Annotated in this window: 19 protein-coding genes; 5 read left to right on the forward strand and 14 right to left on the reverse strand. The window is 35.8% G+C overall.

Translation table 11 applies throughout. The annotated features are described in order from the left end of the window. Positions 1 to 29 precede the first annotated feature (29 nt). From N3I35_09205 to N3I35_09260, 12 genes are all read right to left on the reverse strand, one after another. Entirely contained in the window at positions 30 to 173 is a 144-nt protein-coding gene (locus N3I35_09205; protein ID MCX8130261.1) for a YqzL family protein, read from the reverse strand. A gap of 149 nt (positions 174 to 322) precedes the next feature. Next, positions 323 to 1,216, reverse strand: a complete 894-nt coding sequence (gene era, locus N3I35_09210; GenBank protein MCX8130262.1) for a GTPase Era — start codon at positions 1,214 to 1,216, stop codon at positions 323 to 325. 101 nt (positions 1,217 to 1,317) lie between these two features. Continuing rightward, positions 1,318 to 1,719 (reverse strand): cytidine deaminase, encoded by a 402-nt coding sequence (gene cdd / locus N3I35_09215; protein ID MCX8130263.1) that lies wholly within the window; start codon positions 1,717 to 1,719, stop codon positions 1,318 to 1,320. Positions 1,720 to 1,779: 60 nt separating this feature from the next. After that, complete coding sequence (locus N3I35_09220) at positions 1,780 to 2,481, reverse strand: diacylglycerol kinase (GenBank protein MCX8130264.1); 702 nt, start codon at positions 2,479 to 2,481, stop codon at positions 1,780 to 1,782. Between the two features lie 15 nt (positions 2,482 to 2,496). Then, positions 2,497 to 2,982, reverse strand: coding sequence for an rRNA maturation RNase YbeY (gene ybeY / locus N3I35_09225; protein ID MCX8130265.1), 486 nt, complete (start codon positions 2,980 to 2,982; stop codon positions 2,497 to 2,499). Next, a complete protein-coding gene (locus N3I35_09230) occupies positions 2,945 to 5,239 on the reverse strand; it encodes an HDIG domain-containing protein (GenBank protein ID MCX8130266.1) in 2,295 nt (764 codons plus the stop codon). The genes ybeY and N3I35_09230 overlap by 38 nt, the downstream gene beginning before the upstream one ends. Positions 5,240 to 5,260: 21 nt before the next feature. Beyond that, on the reverse strand, positions 5,261 to 6,184 hold the full coding sequence (locus tag N3I35_09235) for a PhoH family protein (protein MCX8130267.1): 924 nt from the start codon (positions 6,182 to 6,184) through the stop codon (positions 5,261 to 5,263). A gap of 69 nt (positions 6,185 to 6,253) precedes the next feature. Further along, positions 6,254 to 7,450 carry a sporulation protein YqfD gene (yqfD, locus tag N3I35_09240; GenBank protein MCX8130268.1) on the reverse strand — a complete coding sequence of 399 codons (1,197 nt, stop codon included), beginning with the start codon at positions 7,448 to 7,450 and terminating at the stop codon, positions 6,254 to 6,256. 16 nt (positions 7,451 to 7,466) lie between these two features. Next, positions 7,467 to 7,778, reverse strand: a complete 312-nt coding sequence (gene yqfC, locus N3I35_09245; protein ID MCX8130269.1) for a sporulation protein YqfC — start codon at positions 7,776 to 7,778, stop codon at positions 7,467 to 7,469. A 69-nt stretch (positions 7,779 to 7,847) separates the two neighbouring features. Beyond that, positions 7,848 to 8,807, reverse strand: a complete 960-nt coding sequence (locus tag N3I35_09250; GenBank protein MCX8130270.1) for a polysaccharide deacetylase family protein — start codon at positions 8,805 to 8,807, stop codon at positions 7,848 to 7,850. Between the two features lie 210 nt (positions 8,808 to 9,017). Next, complete coding sequence (locus tag N3I35_09255; protein MCX8130271.1) at positions 9,018 to 9,725, reverse strand: DUF881 domain-containing protein; 708 nt, start codon at positions 9,723 to 9,725, stop codon at positions 9,018 to 9,020. Next, positions 9,722 to 10,471: a DUF881 domain-containing protein gene (locus N3I35_09260; GenBank protein ID MCX8130272.1), complete on the reverse strand. Its 750-nt coding sequence runs from the start codon at positions 10,469 to 10,471 to the stop codon at positions 9,722 to 9,724. The genes N3I35_09255 and N3I35_09260 overlap by 4 nt, the downstream gene beginning before the upstream one ends. A gap of 205 nt (positions 10,472 to 10,676) precedes the next feature. Between N3I35_09260 and N3I35_09265 the strand changes: the two genes are divergently transcribed. The 3 genes from N3I35_09265 (at position 10,677) to N3I35_09275 (ending at position 12,720) form a co-directional block, all read left to right on the forward strand. After that, positions 10,677 to 11,546: a divergent polysaccharide deacetylase family protein gene (locus tag N3I35_09265; protein ID MCX8130273.1), complete on the forward strand. Its 870-nt coding sequence runs from the start codon at positions 10,677 to 10,679 to the stop codon at positions 11,544 to 11,546. A 115-nt stretch (positions 11,547 to 11,661) separates the two neighbouring features. After that, positions 11,662 to 12,294 carry a hypothetical protein gene (locus N3I35_09270; protein MCX8130274.1) on the forward strand — a complete coding sequence of 211 codons (633 nt, stop codon included), beginning with the start codon at positions 11,662 to 11,664 and terminating at the stop codon, positions 12,292 to 12,294. A 93-nt stretch (positions 12,295 to 12,387) separates the two neighbouring features. Further along, on the forward strand, positions 12,388 to 12,720 hold the full coding sequence (locus tag N3I35_09275; protein ID MCX8130275.1) for a hypothetical protein: 333 nt from the start codon (positions 12,388 to 12,390) through the stop codon (positions 12,718 to 12,720). An 86-nt stretch (positions 12,721 to 12,806) separates the two neighbouring features. Here the strand turns inward: N3I35_09275 and N3I35_09280 are convergent, their stop codons facing one another. Further along, positions 12,807 to 15,269 carry a mannose-1-phosphate guanyltransferase gene (locus N3I35_09280; GenBank protein MCX8130276.1) on the reverse strand — a complete coding sequence of 821 codons (2,463 nt, stop codon included), beginning with the start codon at positions 15,267 to 15,269 and terminating at the stop codon, positions 12,807 to 12,809. Between the two features lie 463 nt (positions 15,270 to 15,732). On the opposite strand from N3I35_09280, the gene N3I35_09285 reads away from it, so the two are divergent. Together N3I35_09285 and N3I35_09290 are read left to right on the forward strand one after the other, a co-directional pair. Continuing rightward, positions 15,733 to 16,071 carry a carbohydrate-binding protein gene (locus N3I35_09285; GenBank protein MCX8130277.1) on the forward strand — a complete coding sequence of 113 codons (339 nt, stop codon included), beginning with the start codon at positions 15,733 to 15,735 and terminating at the stop codon, positions 16,069 to 16,071. A gap of 244 nt (positions 16,072 to 16,315) precedes the next feature. Then, on the forward strand, positions 16,316 to 16,585 hold the full coding sequence (locus tag N3I35_09290) for a hypothetical protein (GenBank protein MCX8130278.1): 270 nt from the start codon (positions 16,316 to 16,318) through the stop codon (positions 16,583 to 16,585). Between the two features lie 104 nt (positions 16,586 to 16,689). On the opposite strand, the gene N3I35_09295 is transcribed toward N3I35_09290, so the two are convergent. Continuing rightward, positions 16,690 to 16,824, reverse strand: a complete 135-nt coding sequence (locus N3I35_09295) for a hypothetical protein (protein ID MCX8130279.1) — start codon at positions 16,822 to 16,824, stop codon at positions 16,690 to 16,692. Between the last annotated feature and the right edge of the window lie 94 nt (positions 16,825 to 16,918).

Raw genomic sequence — 16,918 nt, forward strand, 5'->3', positions numbered from 1 at the left:
TAGACATTATTTTTTATTTGGATAAAACTCTAATTGGAAACACTAGCCGCTTCCTCTTCGGCAATACTGCTGTCCTGTTTTATCCGGTTTTTCTCTTCAATTTCCTTAAAAAATACATAAGCATCAAGACTTCCAGTGTTTTCGAATGTTTTCCAGACAAATTCTCTAAGCATTTTTTTAGTCCCCCTTTTATCCTTTGTAACCACATTATTAGGTTACTCTAAATTAGGTTTTGTATACTTGTAAATTTTTATTTAAGGAAACCGCTTATTGTTTGATTTGTCTGTTGTTGTTACAGTTTTTCGAATCGAAAAATATACATTTATTTTTCGTAACCAAGAGTTTTCAGCATATTTGAATTATTTCTCCAATCAGTTTTTACTTTTACCCATAGTTCCAGAAACACTTTTGAGCCTAGAAGCTTTTCACTCTCTACCCTCGCCAAACTTCCGATTTTCTTTAACATTTTTCCTTCCTTGCCTATCAATATTCCTTTATGTGTGTCTTTTTCACAATAGATATTTGCCTGAATAGCTACCAGTTGCTTTTCTTCCCTTTCCTTAAAAGAAATCACCTCTACACCTACACCATGTGGAACTTCATCTTTGATAAGATGCAGTATTTTCTCCCTGATAATTTCTGCCACTATAGCCTTTTCCGGCTGATCAGTCAGCATGTCGTCCGGAAAATACTTTGGACCTTCGGGTAACATTTTTCTTATTTGCTTTAGTATAATTTCTGTACCCTCGTTGTTTATCGCCGATACAGGTATTATTTCTTTAAATTCCATCAGCTTACTATAGTTTGTGATTACCTCCAGCAGTTGTTCTTTCTTTATCAGATCAATTTTATTTATAATTAGAAAAACCGGCGTTTTTAGGCTCTTTAACTGCTCAATGATATATTCGTCCCCTGAACCTGGAGTAGTATCAGTAGCTTCAACCAAAAAAAATACTGCATCTACTTCACTCAATGTATTCTGAGCCGTATTCACCATGTATTGTCCAAGTTTTGTTTTGGGTTTATGTATTCCCGGAGTATCAATAAAAACAATCTGTGTATTCTCATCGGTTATAACTGTTTTTATTGAATTCCTTGTAGTTTGAGGTTTGTCCGAAATAATCGCAATTTTTTCGCCTGCCAGTTTGTTCATCAGTGTAGATTTTCCCACATTTGGCCTTCCTATAATTGTCACGAAACCTGATTTAAACATAATTCCTCCTTAAACATTTACAAACTCCCCCTCTTTATGAAGAATAGAACCATTCCTATTTATTTTTATCTTCAAAAGAGAGATGTATTGCTTGTCAAACAGCCTTACCTGATCTTTCTGAAGGCCTGGGGCAGCAGCTCATCCAGTCTGTATATCCTATAGCTGCCATTAATACTGGTACATATAATTTCCATATCATCAGAACCAAACTCTGCAAGTACCTGTCTGCATATGCCGCATGGATACACCAATTCTTCACTGTCACTGGCCACAGCAATCGCCTTAACAGTAGTATTCCCCTCTGAAACAGCTTTATAAACTGCTGTGCGCTCAGCACAACATGTTGCACCATAGGTTGCGTTTTCAATATTTACTCCCGTATATATGCTGCCGTTTTCAGTAACCAATGCAGCTCCTACCCTGAAGCCGGAGTATGGTGCATATGCTTTCTCTTTTGTCTTTACTGCCATTTCTATCAGTTTGCTGTAATCCGTTTTCTGTCCCATAAAAACCTCCTGAAATATTATGATTCTGGTGTATTTTGTGTTGGCTTATCTATAATATTATCATCTATAGAATAACTGAAACAATAACAAAGTTACCAATGTACCAAGCAATGCTCCTGCAATAACTTCCAAAATACTATGTATCTTTGATTCAAGTCTGCTTTGTACCACCAGTAATGATATTATCAGACACAAAACCGTTATTTTTGCATCCTTAGTCAGTAAAGCTATCGCAGTCGTTAAAGAAAAGGATATTGCAGAATGTCCACTCGGCATTCCGCCTTTCAGAGGACTGCCTTTACCAAAATAAGCCTTTATGACTAAAACGGATATTATCGTAATAATTAAAGCAATTACAGTCAAGTGAATAGGTGATTGTCCTACTCTGACCAGACCGATTTCCAAATCTGTGGATACTTTGTCAAAAAATATAAAGTAAGCTACTATTAAAGAAACGAAAGCCGATACCAATACAGCTCCTGCGGCAACATCTTTTACTACCTTTGCTTTAGGATGATAAACATCAACTATGATATCGACTACAGCTTCCATTGCAGTGTTAAACAGCTCACATACAATAACAAAACCTATGGTAAGGCAAACTACCAGAAAATCTACCCTGCTCAGCTTATAAAAGAGACTGAGTATTATTATGCCCACGGCTGCTATTATATGGATTTTTATATTGCGTTCATTTTTAATGGCGTAAATAATGCCATTAATAGCGTTATTGAAGCTATCAATCAGGTTTTTGTTCTTCATTGGAGAATTTTACCCTCATCTTTTCAAGTTCATAATTCCCAAAACACTTTCTTGTTTGGATATCATCCTCTGCTCCTGTCCGTTGTCTTCGTGGTCATACCCCAATAAGTGGAAAATACCATGAGTTACAAGAAAAGCCAGTTCTCTTTCGAAAGAATGCCCGTATTCTTCAGCTTGCCGTATAGTGGTATCAATAGAAATCACTATATCACCAAGCAACAGGAGATTTTCATCCAGATCAAAATCCCCTTCATGGGATATTATCCTACCCTCCGTCATGTTTACCATAGGAAAGGATAATACATCTGTTGATTTGTCTATATTTCTTTGTTCTGCATTTATCTCTCTTATCCTGTTATCATCAACCAGCATTATGCTGACTTCCGAAGGTATTCTAAAACCTTCAGCATCAAGGCTCATTGCTACAGCATTCTTAATTATTTCATATGTTCTGTCAGCAATCTCATGCTTTTCCTGCAGGTTCTCTATTATTATTTCCATTCAGCACTCTCCCATTCTCTTCCTGCTGAGTTCTGTCCTTTTCGCCTTCGCTATCTTCAGATGCTTCAGACTTTGCAGGTTCATTTGCCACAGTCCTAAGCTTTACTTCCGGGTATTCCTCTCTTTCATGGAAAAAACCGCTTAATACCTTCATAAAGCTCTTTGCTACATCATCAAGATCCTTTAAGGTCAAACTGCATAAATCCAACTGCCCGTCATCCAGCTTGTCCTTTATTATTTTCCTTACTAATCCTTCGATTTTTCCTTCTGTCTTATCAATCATAGACCTTACTGCAGCTTCTACCGAATCGGCAAGCATCACAACCGCAGCTTCCTTTGAAGCAGGTTTTGGTCCTTCATATCTGAAATTTTCCTGCTTTACTTCCTCTCCCTTTTCATTTTTTTTAGCTTTATGAAAGAAATAAGCAACCAAGGTCGTCCCATGATGCTGACTGATTATCTCTCTAACCGCCAAAGGTATTTTGTATTTCTTTGCCAAATCTACCCCATCATGAGTATGTGAAGTTATTACAAGCGTGCTTAAATTTGCTGTCATCCGGTCATGTGGATTTTCAGACAGCTGATTTTCCTTAAAAAAGCCTGGCCTTTTAAGCTTCCCTATATCGTGAAAATACGCACCAACTCTTGCCAAAAGGGCATTTCCGCCAATCGCCTCAGTCGCTACTTCAGCCAGGTTTCCTACCATCAAGCTGTGATGATAAGTACCGGGTGCTTCCATCAACAACCTCTTTACCAATGGCTGATTTGGGTTTGCCAGCTCCAGTAACTTCAGCGGTGTTATTACATTAAACACACTTTCCCAGAAAGGCAGAGTTCCTAATGCCAGCACAATGGTCAATACACCGTTTATTGATACAATCGCTATATCGGTTAATACAGTAGAGTAGCTATATTTATTTATTATCCCTATAGCTGTGATTATTAGTACATTAAATAAAGCTATAAATATTCCAGACATGAACAACCTGTTTCTTTGATTTGCCTTAGCGATAATAAAAGCCGCTAATGTCCCACTAATCAGTGCCATGTACAGAAAATCCAACTGACCTTTTGTCATAAGCGCAATAGCTACAGTCAAAATGACATTAACGATTATGGCAAGCTTCAAATCCAGTAAAATAGATATCAGAATTACAGCAATAAGGCTTGGTATAGCCAGAGCAGAATGTTCATATACACCGTTAGTAAAACTATAAACACCTCTGGCAATAGCCAGAGTAAGGATAATTATGACAAACAGCAGTATAAGTTCGCTTCTATTATACAATATTTTTTTGCAGAAATGGTTCATATATAAAACCAGTAAAAATGCTAATAGCAAGAGTATTATTAGTACACCTGCAGCAAGAGCGAAATCAAAATTACTTTCTTCAAGAAGGTTTAGCTCTTTTAGAATATCATACTTTTCAGTAGTAATAACCTCATTTACACTGATTAATCTTTCATTCTTCTTTATAATAACTTTTTTGTTTTCTAATACATCATTGTATGCATCTTGTTTTTGAGCTTTTGTCAATTCATAATCAATAGTTTTGTTTGGTTCTAGTATTTCCTTTAGAAGTATTTCCCCTATGTTTTTCAGATTTTGACTTAGCTCTATACTTTCAAGCTCGTTTTGTGCTTCAAGGATTTTCTCTGCAAGATTATCGTTGGTAATATCTTGTGTAACAATATCGGTTACAACGGCTTCAACAGCCTCCTTGAATTTATTAATATCGCTTTTGTTTACACGGATCAGATTACTTACCTGTTCAAAAGAAAGCTTCAAGCCAAATTCTTTGACTTTTTTGTTCAAATCTGCTGCCGCTACATTTCTTTCTCTTTCAAGGAATTCTTCGTAGTTTCTTGTCCTCCTTGTAATTCCCTGATCTTGCAAGCTCTCTTCTACGCTGCCCCGAGCATTTTCAACAATTTTTATAAATTCTCCGGCACGGTTTCTTATTTCTATTGAAGCTCCCTTTATTTCTCTCATAACGGAAGGAACTGCCTCTGAAGCCAATTCAGCGTTTTTTACGGTTTTTATCCTGTCTTCTATATCACGGCCGGCAGTAATATTATATTTAGAAATTTCGCCTACTTTTAAATTGTATCTTTCCGGGGTAGCTCCACTTTGTATTATAAAAAAAGCAATGACAATAGTAATTACTCCTGCTATTACCCTTTGAAAACTTTTATTTTTAAAATATGATTTAGTCAATGCTGCGACCGAATTCTTTTTATCTTTAGAAGTAAACATCAGCTGCCCCCCTAAATTTCTCTACTTGTTCAATTTTTGCTTATCAAATGCCTCATAAGCTTTTATTATCTGTTGAACCAGTTCATGCCTCACAACATCTTTTTCTGTTAAGTGTATAAATTCTATACCATTAATGTTTTTCAATATCTTACTAACTTCTTTTAAACCTGATTTTTTTTCTCCGGGCAGGTCTATCTGTGTTACATCTCCTGTAACAACCACTTTTGAACCAAAGCCTATACGCGTCAGAAACATCTTCATCTGCTCAGGAGTGGTGTTCTGCGCTTCATCAAGTATTATAAATGAATCATCCAGTGTTCTTCCACTCATGTATGCAAGAGGTGCAACTTCTATCATACCACGTTCCAGATATTTCTGATAGGTCTCTGCTCCCATTATTTCGTAAAGGGCGTCATATAACGGTTTCAGATAAGGGTCAACTTTATTCTGAAGATCTCCCGGTAAAAACCCCAATTTTTCCCCTGCTTCTACAGCAGGACGTGTTAAGATTATTCTGTTGATCTCTTTGTTTCTAAAAGCTGTTACCGCCATAGCGACTGCAAGAAAAGTCTTTCCTGTTCCTGCAGGACCTATTCCGAATACAATGTCATTTCCTTTTATTGCATCTACATAAAGTTTTTGTCCATGTGTTTTGTATTTTATCTGTCTGCCTCTTGCAGTGAGGCAAATGTAATCGGTTAAGTAACCATCCGCTTTTTCAAGTTGGTCTTCACCTGCAAGCTGAACCAGGTAACTAACATTTTGTTTGGTAATTATGTCTCCCCTGGAAGCTATTTCTATAAGCCGTTGTATTATCATCTTTGCTTTTTCCGCGCCATCGCTTATACCGCTTATTCTAATCGAATCATCTCTTGAAATCACTTTTACATCGAAAGCATTTTCAATAATGTGAATATTTTCATCAAAATTTCCAAAAAGGTTCATTGCATGTTCTATACGGTCGAAAGCAACCGTTTTTTCCACATGGTTATCTTTATTTGAATTGTTAATCAATTAGTTTCCCCCTATCTTTTCTTTTATCCCTATGTTTTCCAGACATTCAACTACAACACTGGCTATCAGACCGCCATCATCCTTTTCAATAAAATCAAGCTCACGCTTAACTACCTTTGCCTCTTCGGAAATCTGATCGGCAGCTTCTTTATAGGCTTTGTCTGCTGCTATTCTTTTTGCTTCTTCCAAGTCTATTTCTCTCTCAACTAGCTGATTTTCATAGTACCTGTCGACTACCACACCAAATGGTAAAATCAAATCTTCTCCAATAGAAAGCTTTTTCTTAATTTCTATTCTATCATAGTTTTCATAAAGTTTTGATTTATGGAACAACTTAATTGGTTTTGAAAATAAAACCAGTGTATAGTTATCCTTTTTTTTACCGGTTCTGACTTTCTCCTGAATCTTCATATTTACCGGCACTCTGCTTTCATACCAGGTCCTCGCGAGAACCTCACCTGTTGAGTGCACATATTTGGGCGCAACTTCTTTATTTTCACTGATAAGAGTACCTGAGATAAGCACTTGTCCTTTAGTGACAGTGTCCCCGACCTTTATTGACTTCTGTCCAATTTTTGCGGTTATTGATTTTACTACACCGTCTCTGTATGCTATAATATCACAAGGTTCGTCCTTTGGTATCAGCTGAGGCGGCTTTACACGCTCAACCACCGTAACTTTTATTTTAGTCCCCTTTAATGCAACTCCAATCCAGGACAACTCCTTTATTTCCAGCATCATGTTGTCAGCTATCTTATTAGTGTCCACTCTGAATTTGAATGATCCCGGCCTGGCTCCATACAAAGCAAGCTTATCAATCAGTATCTGTGAATCCACCTTATTATTGCCATATATTTCCACAGCCCAAATAAATGATGTCAGCACATAAAACAAAAAAGCAAATGCAAACGCTCCCAAAATAAAGGTTTTTCTACTTCTATACCGATTCAGTAAAAATGGCATACCACGTTTTTTTAGTATTTTTGCTCTGCATCTGGTTTTTTTGATTACAGGCCTTAACATTTTAAAACCCTTAATACTTACTTTAAGGGTCATGCTGCTATCTTTATGCCTGTTAATATCCCATAGGAATATTTGCCGGTGTATGCAAATATTGATAAATTTCTCTAAAAAATAGCCTTCGACTAATATAATAACATATCCCCGTAGATAATTCCACAGCCTGAGAAGTAACATCCTGACTCACACACCCCTATTCTAAAAATTCCAAAGTGATTACTTTCCCGTCAATCATAATGTCTTCTGAAGTGATTTCCTTAATTATCAGGTTATTACCCTGAATTTTTATTATTCCCATACCGGTATTTACTCTAATTCTGTTTGTGTCATATTCTATTATCCCTTTATAGTTTTCAATAATCATATTGCTGTTTCCGAGCATAACCAGCTTAGGAATATCTAGCACAACCTCTTTAGGGAGTTCTAAAACCTCCGTCATTTTTTCTTTTAAGTTCAACTTTTGTTCTTCTTCCTTGTTTTTTTTCCTTCGACTGTCTTTTCTCATGGACAACAATATCACCCCCCAACTTTATGCAGATAGCCATATACAATACTGAATATTCCGGTACGCGCGCTAGTCTTTTTTTTCTTCCTGCGGTTTGCTGCTATCGGTCTTTAATAAATCCAACGGATTTCCAATGCTATACCCAGCTTCCTTCGCACCTTTTATTATTCTGTCCAAAGCATCTGCATTATCTTTCGAAACTGCATGCAACAAAAGCACGGCACCGTTATGCAGATTTCTCATTACTATGTTGTAAGCATAATCAGCACCTCTTACCTTATCCCTGTACCAATCATCATATGCAAAACTCCAGAACATATTACAGTAACCAAGCTTTTGTGCAACAGCCAGTGTTCTCTCACTATATTCTCCTTTTGGAGGCCTGAGAAATTTCATGCTTTTCCCGAATTTTTCATTGAAAGCCCTGTCCAGGCCTACAAGTTCTTCTTCTATCTCCTTATCGCCTATCTCAGGAAGACTGGGATGGTGAATTGTATGATTTCCAACTTCATGCCCTTCTTCTACCATTCTTCTGACCAGATCCTGGTGCTCCTTCAAATACGGACCTGTAATAAAGAAAACTGCTTTTGCATTATTTTCTCTAAGTGTGTCTAATATTTTCCCTGTATATCCGTTTTCATAGCCTTCATCAAAGGTAATATATATATTTTTTTTCTTGATATCCCCAAGAAATACTCCCCCATACCTGGACAGCAGCTGAGGTGCTCCAGGGTCCGCATCAGGAGTCATGTTTTCCGGTTTACGTGCAATTCCCCACCTTAATACCTTATTGCTGTACTGTCCGTCTTGTGAAATCTGAATTGTTTCGATGGTATTCTCCTGGTATTGGTAGTCATTGCCTTCTGAAAGCCTGCCGCTTATTTCATTACTAAAATCCAGATCATCCTCATTTGCAGAATACACCCCTCCTAAGTCCGATAAACCGGTATTTATTTTATAGTGCCCGCATCCTGGTAATACTGCCAGGAAAAGAAATAGAGAAAATATAATGATACATGCTCTTTTCATTAATAAAACAACCTCCGTATAACAAAATAAAGCCCTGAATAGTGTACTTTAATTTATTCATTAGTACACTGATTCAAGGCTTAATACAGACAGCAGCAGGATATATGCTCAGAAATTCATATGGCAATTTACTAGTATTCTCCGGCTGTGTTTCTTATATCTATATATATTTAAATAGGCTACAAAAAATAACAATGTATTGAAAGTGTATTATTTATCTTTAACCGGCGTGAGCAGGTTATTTTTGATAACAGTTCCGTCATCCCTGACTCCGGGTATTACAACTTCCTCAGATTTTTCTATTTTTACCTTTAACTCATATTCTTCCAGTTTTTCTATTACGCCATCCATTATCCTCAAAGCACGTTCCAGTTTGTCCGGATCCGCTATTGCCTTTATTTCAAAGGGAGGAAGCATTTGACGCTGGTTGACCATGATATACTTTCCTGCTGCTCTTACTTCGCTCATTGCAACCAGTCTTTCATTGTTAATTGATATTGCTTGAGCGTCTGAGGCTCTCAACTCATTTATTACACTTAAGATATCATCGTCAAGAACTTCTGCTTCATCCGTGCTGTCTATAGTAATAACAATACCCTTACCCTTTACTTTTACAAGACCTGCAACCATTCTTACTCTTTCAAGCTCATTATATAGTTTTTTGGTTTCCTCACTGATATTACCTCTGGTACGCTCAAACTCTATGTTCTCCAGAATAAGCTCCTCATTCCTCTTTTTGAGGTCTTCAACCTTCTTCTTCTCTGCAATCAGTTCATCTGTTATGTCTTCGAGCCGCTTGTTGTTGCTGCTTGCCATCTTCTCATTATAATTGATACTCCTGTACTGCCAGGAAATAACTACTCCTAATATTATGCATACCAATGTCAACGCAATATTCCTGTACAATCTGACGCTCATTTTTTCACTACCTCCAGGCCTGTTAATAAATCATCTATTTTATAATTGTATTTTTCAATTATTATTTCCTCTGATTTAGCAATCTCAACCTTTATCTCGAAGTTCTTCAGTTCATTAACTATTCTGCTTTTTTCAAGTACTTCCGTCAATAACGCAGGATTTCCTATCGCCTTTATTTCAAAAGGAACCGGGTATCTGTTTTTATTTATCTTTATTGTTGGTCCGGCACATACCAACTCACTATTAGCAATAAGTCTTTCGCCACTCACTGAAATTGCTTGTGCCCCTGCTTTTTTCAATTCATTGCAAACTCCTACTACATCAGAATCATGTATTATAAAGTATTCAGGATGCGTAGTATCCCTGGCTGGTGCATCATTGAGAGTAATAATTACGCCACTCCCTTTCACATCCGTAAGGCCTGCTACTATCTTGAACCGTTCAAGCTCTGTTCCCAGCCAGTTCAAATAATTATTACTTTTATTATCTTCCGAAAATTCCTTCAGATATTTCTCTTTCTTCTTTTCATTGACAGCAATCTGATTTTTTAGTTCTTCAACTTTTTGTTTTTCCTTCTCGAGCTGCAGCATATAATTATCTATACGCATAGCTGTTGTAGTCTTTTCTTTTTTCATCATCAAGACACTTCTGCTCTGCATAGTTATAAGCACACCCAATAACAAGAATGCAAGAAAAAAAATGAGCTTCTTATCAAGTCCCGGAAGTATTTTATTTTTATGATGCATATCAACATCATCCTTTAATCAGCTATTTATTCAAGAAACATTATCAACACTTGTTTTTCTAACCTGTACTGTAACCTTATTTATTATTTAATTCTACTATAAATTCTTTTTATTTCAAGTAAAACCGGAAAATTACCAGTTAATGTATATTTGAAACACATAAATGTATATATTAGTTTAGATATGAAAAAAGGGACTGTTAATAATGAAATTTTTTTTAGTTAATCTTAGCTCCAAATATAAAGGTATAAAGTATTTCCCATTTATACTAGTATTTTTGTTTGTCCTATGTATAAATATTGTATTCTTTTCCATACTGAATTTTCAGCATGATTCTTCACTTCGTTTGATACAAAGCTCTTCAGGATCGAGTAAGACTGAGAATGAGAAAGTAAAGGTTGCCATAGTAATTGATGATTTCGGTCAAAGCAGAAGCGGTATACGGGAAATGATGAGTATTGACAGACATTTGACATTTGCTGTTATGCCATTCCTCACTTATTCACAAACTGATGCAGAAACTGCTTATAGAAAAGGTTATGAAGTAATTGTCCACCTGCCTATGGAGCCAAATAAAGGTAAAGCCAGCTGGCTAGGTCCAAGACCTATTCTTACTGCCCTAAATGATGATGAAGTTCAAAAAATCGTAATTGATGCATTTGAAAGCGTCCCTCTTGCCGCAGGTGCAAACATACATATGGGTTCGAAGGCGAGTGAAAACGAACGTATAATGTCAGATATACTAGATATAATCAAAATAAAAGGAGTTTATTTTCTCGACAGCAAAACCAGCAGCAAGGATATTGCACGCAAGATAGCTGAGTCTAAAGGTGTTTTGTTTTTTGAACGTGATGTTTTTCTTGATGGTACTCAGTCAAAAGATTTTATAAAAAAGCGCTTGAAGCAAGCAGGGGAAATTGCTTTAAAACGTGGATATTCAATTGCTATCGGACATGTAGGAACTGAAGGTGGAAAAGTAACTGCAGATGCAATCCTAGAAACACTTTCTTGGTTTGATGATCACAATATTGAGCTTGTTTATGTTTCAGAGCTTTTTAGCAGTTCCGTCAAATAATATATAAACCATCTTGTTGCATTGGCTGATTATACTACGAGTTTCATTCTAATAGCATATATTAAGATATTTTATTTTTTTATTGTATGGATATACTATTTCTGAGGTGATTTACTTGTCAAAGGGCAAACTTTTAGAAAATCTATTATTTAAAGATATCAGCATTTCTTTGAAGCATGTTTTGGATAATTCAAAGGCTGATAGTGGTGGTGAAAGGGATATAAATTTTTTAAACTATCTTGTTGAAAACAAGCTGGTTATTATGTCTGAAGCAGTGTTGAAACGCTCTGCTACGGATATCGTAGAGGAATACTATCTTGAAAGATATAAAAAAATGAATTATGAAAGTGACAGGCACTTTCTATGCAGGACAGTAATACAGGATGAACTGCAAAAGCTTGGTATTAAGACCCTGAGCGATATAGAAGCAGGTAATTTTGACATTTTACGCTCAAGCAGCAACTATGATATCGTCCTGGAAGATTTCAGCGCAATAATAGATGTCGGTCTTACTCCGGCAAGAAACTATTTCAGAGGCTTGACTGATTTAAAGGTAAAACATTACCTTCTGACCTCCTACTTTGATGACTATATGGATGATATCATTTTCAGTGTATTTTCCAGAAGTAATGATAATGATTTCCTTGAAGCAGTCAGGGATTATCAGGAGGGTTTTAAACTTTATACACCACAGCAGCAGCAAAGAGGTGATGAAAGAATGTACTATAATCATCCTGAAATCCAGTAAAATGTTGTTTTACTTCCCGGATTGTTGGTATAATACCTAATATAAATTCAAATCTGAATGTAGATAAGGGAATTTTGAACAGGAGGGTATTATATGTTTTATCATATCAGATTTCAGACAGGAGAAACTTTAGATATTATCAAGGAAATGAAAAAAGGTAATATTCCATGTATGGATGTTGCTGATTCAGATGAATTGAACTGGTTTATTTCTCAATTGGAGAAACACGGCATATACAAGGTAGAAGGAATTCCTTATGATAAAAACGCGAGGGATAGGATAAACGAACCGGAATTTGAATTCAGAATAGCATTTTCAGACAAGCCACTCACATCTGAAAATGCTGCTGAAGAGGGATTAATGTATATTGATTTTTATTTTGAGCCATTTATTGAAGAAACTTATGATCCTGTAGGCGAGATGTAGAGGTTTTATTCAACAAGACGTCAGTACATGCTGACGTCTTGTTTTTTAGTGTTACATTATTTGAAAAAAATTAGTTAAGTATTTGTTCAGCTGCGGCTGATTTCTCTTATTTTATTCACGTATATATTACTCAATTCCTCTGCGAACTCTGCATTATAGCTCTCACTTATGACTCTGCACATAGGTTCTTCCGCGTCAGGAAGTACCAGTACCCATCCCTGATCCTGATATACTTTTACTCCTTCTAGTGTTTCTATACTATTAACGTTTTCATCCTGTATTATTTGTCTGATTACTTTTCCTTTAGCATCCCACGGACATTCTACTTCCCTTTTGTTTATATAGAAATCCGGTATCATATCTACTAGGTCAGACAGTCTGTAATCATTTTGTGCCATAAAGTCGAGAATTCTTACCAAGCCGGCCATTGCATCAAAATGCATGGTAAACTGATCAAGCATCTCTTCCTTTATTTCATTACCGAGTATTTTTCCCATCAAATCCTGTGAAGATGTTTTTGTCCTCAGCACTTTCCCATTATTTTCATTGGCAATCTTCTCCACAACGTGACTGGCCGAAATTGGTACAACTACTGTCCCTCCGTTCATAGTCTTAAAAAAGATAATGGAAATCAAGGCTATAAACATATCTTCAGTTATAATCCTGCCTTTATTATCTACAAGCATCATCTTTTCTGATGTATCTTCTATAGAAACGCCTAAATCATAATTCTCCATTTTTATATGACTTGTAAAGAATTTCACATCACCGGATGTCATACTCTGTCTCATAGTTTTAGTATTCATTAGTTTAAGAGTTAAAGTTTCTACTTCACAACCTATATCACCTAATAGCTCCTTCATTGTATCCAAAATGAACTTTGATCTTGAATTTAGTGCTACTTTGTATTTCAATTTTTTTGTTTTCATGTTGTTAATAATATTTCTTAAATAAAATTTACTGTAATCTGGTATCTGTACTACTTCTTTTATACAATCGCCTTCGCATCTGCTGAAATCTTCCCTTAAAAATGCATTTTCAATTTTTCTCTCTACACCCCTGTCAATATTACTCCCGTTTCTATCAAGGAAATCCACAAACAATCTAGCTACATCTTCAGTGGAAGTACTGATATGGATACCTCCATCAACTTTATAAAATCTTATTGCAGATCTTGTGACCGGCAACAACATCTTACCAAAATCAAAAACTTCGATACCAGCTGACAGTAAACCAGATATGAAGGAAATTTTTAGCATTTGTGCAGCCTTTGAGTCATCACAGCTTATTCCTATCTTTGCTTTGCCTTTGAAAGTCGCGCCATAGGCAGCTCCCAGCTTAGAAGCGTATTCCGGAGTAATGTCTACGTTTATTTCTCCTGCTATTCCCCTGTTCCCAAATATAACCCTAGTAAATTTTGAACCCCACACCAGATTTGAGTTTACTTCAACACCTGCATCTATCAGCTTGTTTGGCCAAACTTTTGTATTAGGCTTTAATATTGCATTTTCCTTGACAACAGTATCATCACCTATGACTGAATTCTCAAATGTAGATACATTGTCACGCAAATGTACCTTGTCACATATTATGCTGCCCCTTAATTGAACATTATTGTCTATGATACAATTTTTCCATATAATGCTTCTCTTAATTCCACTCCTTGCATCAATAATACTGGAATCACCTACGATTGAATAACTCCCTACGAGCGCTCCACCCTTAATTTTTGCATCTTTTCCAATAATACACGGTCCTTCAATAATTGCACTCTCATCAAACTCGGCACCATCATCAATCCATACTTTGTTTTTTATTTCCTTTCCGGGGATGTTAACTTTTACACGACCTTCCAATATATCCGTATGAGCCTGATGGTATGCTCTTAGATCTCCGATATCACACCAATAATCTTCCGTGATGAAACCATACATAGGCTTTTTATCTTTAAGGAGAGCCGGAAACAGATCTTTACTGAAATCAAAAATCTCATCCTTGTTAAAGTACTTTAATACCTCCGGTGAAAGCAAGTATATTCCTGTATTCACTGTATCACTGAATACCTCTCCCCAGCTGGGCTTTTCCAAGAACCTGGTAATCCTTCCGTCTTTATCTGTGACAACAACGCCGTATTCCAGTGGAATATCAACTCTCTTCAGAACCAGTGTCGCCATAGAACCCTTTTGTATATGAAAGTCTATAGCCTTGCTCAAATCAATATCTGTAAGCGCGTCACCGCTTATAACCACAAACGTATCATTCAAAAATTCTTCAGCGTTCTTTACACTTCCTGCTGTACCCAGAGGAGTTTTTTCGGTGTAATACTCTATACTAACTCCATAATCCTTACCGTCTTGGAAATAGTCTTTGATAAGATCCGGCATGTACTGTAATGTTACGGCAATTTCCTTGAGGTTGTGTTTCTTAAGCAGCTCGATAATATGTTCCATTACAGGTTTATTGACAACAGGTACCATAGGTTTTGGCCTGTTACAAGTAAGCGGTCTTAGTCTTGTGCCTTCTCCTCCAGCCATGATAACAGCTTTCATCTGCTTCATCCTTTCGTAATTTTTTCAAAAGAGTAGGAATTATCCCATTAGAAAACAATACTTCCTGTCCAGGAAGCTTTAAAACAAAACAATTTTTCATTAATAAAAGTTTTTGTAATCTAATCAGCTTTAATTCATTAAATTTTTTTCATCCCTAAAAATATTAACCACTAAAGTATTGTGATAGCATCTGCTAAATGTTGGATATTCGATTATATACATACTCCTTATCCTTATATTGCATATAGACATATTTCAAACCTATTAATTACAGTTTTACTTCATTTACGTTCGTATTTTTTAAAAATTCATGTCTATAATAAGACTAAATAAATATTGTTATTTAAATATCTTATTTGATAGCAAATTATAGTATATCCCTTTTTAGTAGTTTTTAATTCTAAAAGAAATACTGTTTTATAAAAGATCTAAATGCTTATTGATTATAAAGGAGGAATATATAATGCCAAGAGCAAAAAAGATTGCAAACACAGCAAGCAGTAGTGAATATATGTCTAACGGGGTAATTATAAGTCCCTCAATTCCTTCTCCAGGTGATGAAATTACTGTCATGTATGACGGGATATTATCCAAAAGCGGGGCAAACCATATTTTTGCTCATATCGGATATGGTAGTATGTGGGATGACAGAGCGTATTACAGAATGGAAAAAACAACTACAGGCTTTGAAGCCTCAGTGTCTGTAAGTGAAGCTGACACTATGAATATATGTTTCAAGGATTGTGCAAACAATTGGGACAACAATTCTGGAAAAAACTATAGCTTTGATATCAGTAAATAATTCTTTAATGGGTATGTATACCTTCACATACCCATTTCCTTCCTACTTGAGTACAGTTTGTTCTTGGGGTAATATTGCTGGTAATTTGAGTATTAAGTCCTATTTTGGTACTATAATTATTGACTTTCGTCCGTAAATATTGTAAATTTTATACAGCTATGATATAATTTATGAGTCATAGGTCTTTAGTCCTAATCTTTAGTGCTTTAGCCCCATAATTAAATAGTAACTGTGAGGATTCAATATGCTAAAAGATGCTTTAATTGAGTGTACAATTACAATGCTGAATTTATTGATTAATCAATATGAAGCCGGTAATCTAAGCTATAATGATTTTTTGAAGAATATAAGAATAAAAAAGGTGTTTCTTGAAGAACAAATAAATGAAATTAATTCGGTAGAGGATAAAACTTCTGTAGAGAACATGCTCAAACGTCTGAGGGAAATATCAAAAGGTAAATCCGTACATTTGAACTTTTCCAGCAGCCCTGGCTCAACTACTGTCATCATGTGATTCCGTATCTTTAGTCGGAATAAAGTATCATTGATAATTACCATTTATTTACATGCCAAGAACTTAATATGTACTATAGCAAAAAAGGAGGTTTAACCTCCTTTTCAGCAATTGTCTTTACATCCGAAGCCGCCTAAAAATCCAGGGCAGCAAAGACAAATAATGATAATAATGATTATTACCCAAAATATCCAGTCATTTCCGCATCCAAAAATTCCAAATCCTCTTTCATCACCCATAAAAATACCCCTTCCCTTATTACAAGATGAAAAAATACTATCTAGGATATAGTATTCGGAGGTAATAATTTTTGTTACACTGACTTGGAATTTT

It is taken from the genome of Clostridia bacterium (genome assembly GCA_026414765.1).
Classification (GTDB): domain Bacteria; phylum Bacillota; class Clostridia; order Acetivibrionales; family DSM-27016; genus SKW86.

Excerpts from the sequence above, each read along its gene's own strand:
- N3I35_09265 (MCX8130273.1), top strand. The coding sequence starts at position 10,677 with ATGAAATTTTTTTTAGTTAATCTTAGCTCCAAATATAAAGGTATAAAG.
- cdd (MCX8130263.1), bottom strand. The coding sequence starts at position 1,719 with ATGGGACAGAAAACGGATTACAGCAAACTGATAGAAATGGCAGTAAAG.
- N3I35_09235 (MCX8130267.1), bottom strand. The coding sequence starts at position 6,184 with ATGAACCTTTTTGGAAATTTTGATGAAAATATTCACATTATTGAAAAT.
- N3I35_09255 (MCX8130271.1), bottom strand. The coding sequence starts at position 9,725 with ATGAGCGTCAGATTGTACAGGAATATTGCGTTGACATTGGTATGCATA.
- ybeY (MCX8130265.1), bottom strand. The coding sequence starts at position 2,982 with ATGGAAATAATAATAGAGAACCTGCAGGAAAAGCATGAGATTGCTGAC.
- yqfD (MCX8130268.1), bottom strand. The coding sequence starts at position 7,450 with ATGTTACTTCTCAGGCTGTGGAATTATCTACGGGGATATGTTATTATA.
- N3I35_09220 (MCX8130264.1), bottom strand. The coding sequence starts at position 2,481 with ATGAAGAACAAAAACCTGATTGATAGCTTCAATAACGCTATTAATGGC.
- N3I35_09260 (MCX8130272.1), bottom strand. The coding sequence starts at position 10,471 with ATGCATCATAAAAATAAAATACTTCCGGGACTTGATAAGAAGCTCATT.
- yqfC (MCX8130269.1), bottom strand. The coding sequence starts at position 7,778 with ATGAGAAAAGACAGTCGAAGGAAAAAAAACAAGGAAGAAGAACAAAAG.
- N3I35_09285 (MCX8130277.1), top strand. The coding sequence starts at position 15,733 with ATGCCAAGAGCAAAAAAGATTGCAAACACAGCAAGCAGTAGTGAATAT.
- N3I35_09205 (MCX8130261.1), bottom strand. The coding sequence starts at position 173 with ATGCTTAGAGAATTTGTCTGGAAAACATTCGAAAACACTGGAAGTCTT.
- N3I35_09230 (MCX8130266.1), bottom strand. The coding sequence starts at position 5,239 with ATGTTTACTTCTAAAGATAAAAAGAATTCGGTCGCAGCATTGACTAAA.
- N3I35_09250 (MCX8130270.1), bottom strand. The coding sequence starts at position 8,807 with ATGAAAAGAGCATGTATCATTATATTTTCTCTATTTCTTTTCCTGGCA.
- N3I35_09275 (MCX8130275.1), top strand. The coding sequence starts at position 12,388 with ATGTTTTATCATATCAGATTTCAGACAGGAGAAACTTTAGATATTATC.
- N3I35_09290 (MCX8130278.1), top strand. The coding sequence starts at position 16,316 with ATGCTAAAAGATGCTTTAATTGAGTGTACAATTACAATGCTGAATTTA.
- N3I35_09295 (MCX8130279.1), bottom strand. The coding sequence starts at position 16,824 with ATGGGTGATGAAAGAGGATTTGGAATTTTTGGATGCGGAAATGACTGG.
- N3I35_09280 (MCX8130276.1), bottom strand. The coding sequence starts at position 15,269 with ATGAAAGCTGTTATCATGGCTGGAGGAGAAGGCACAAGACTAAGACCG.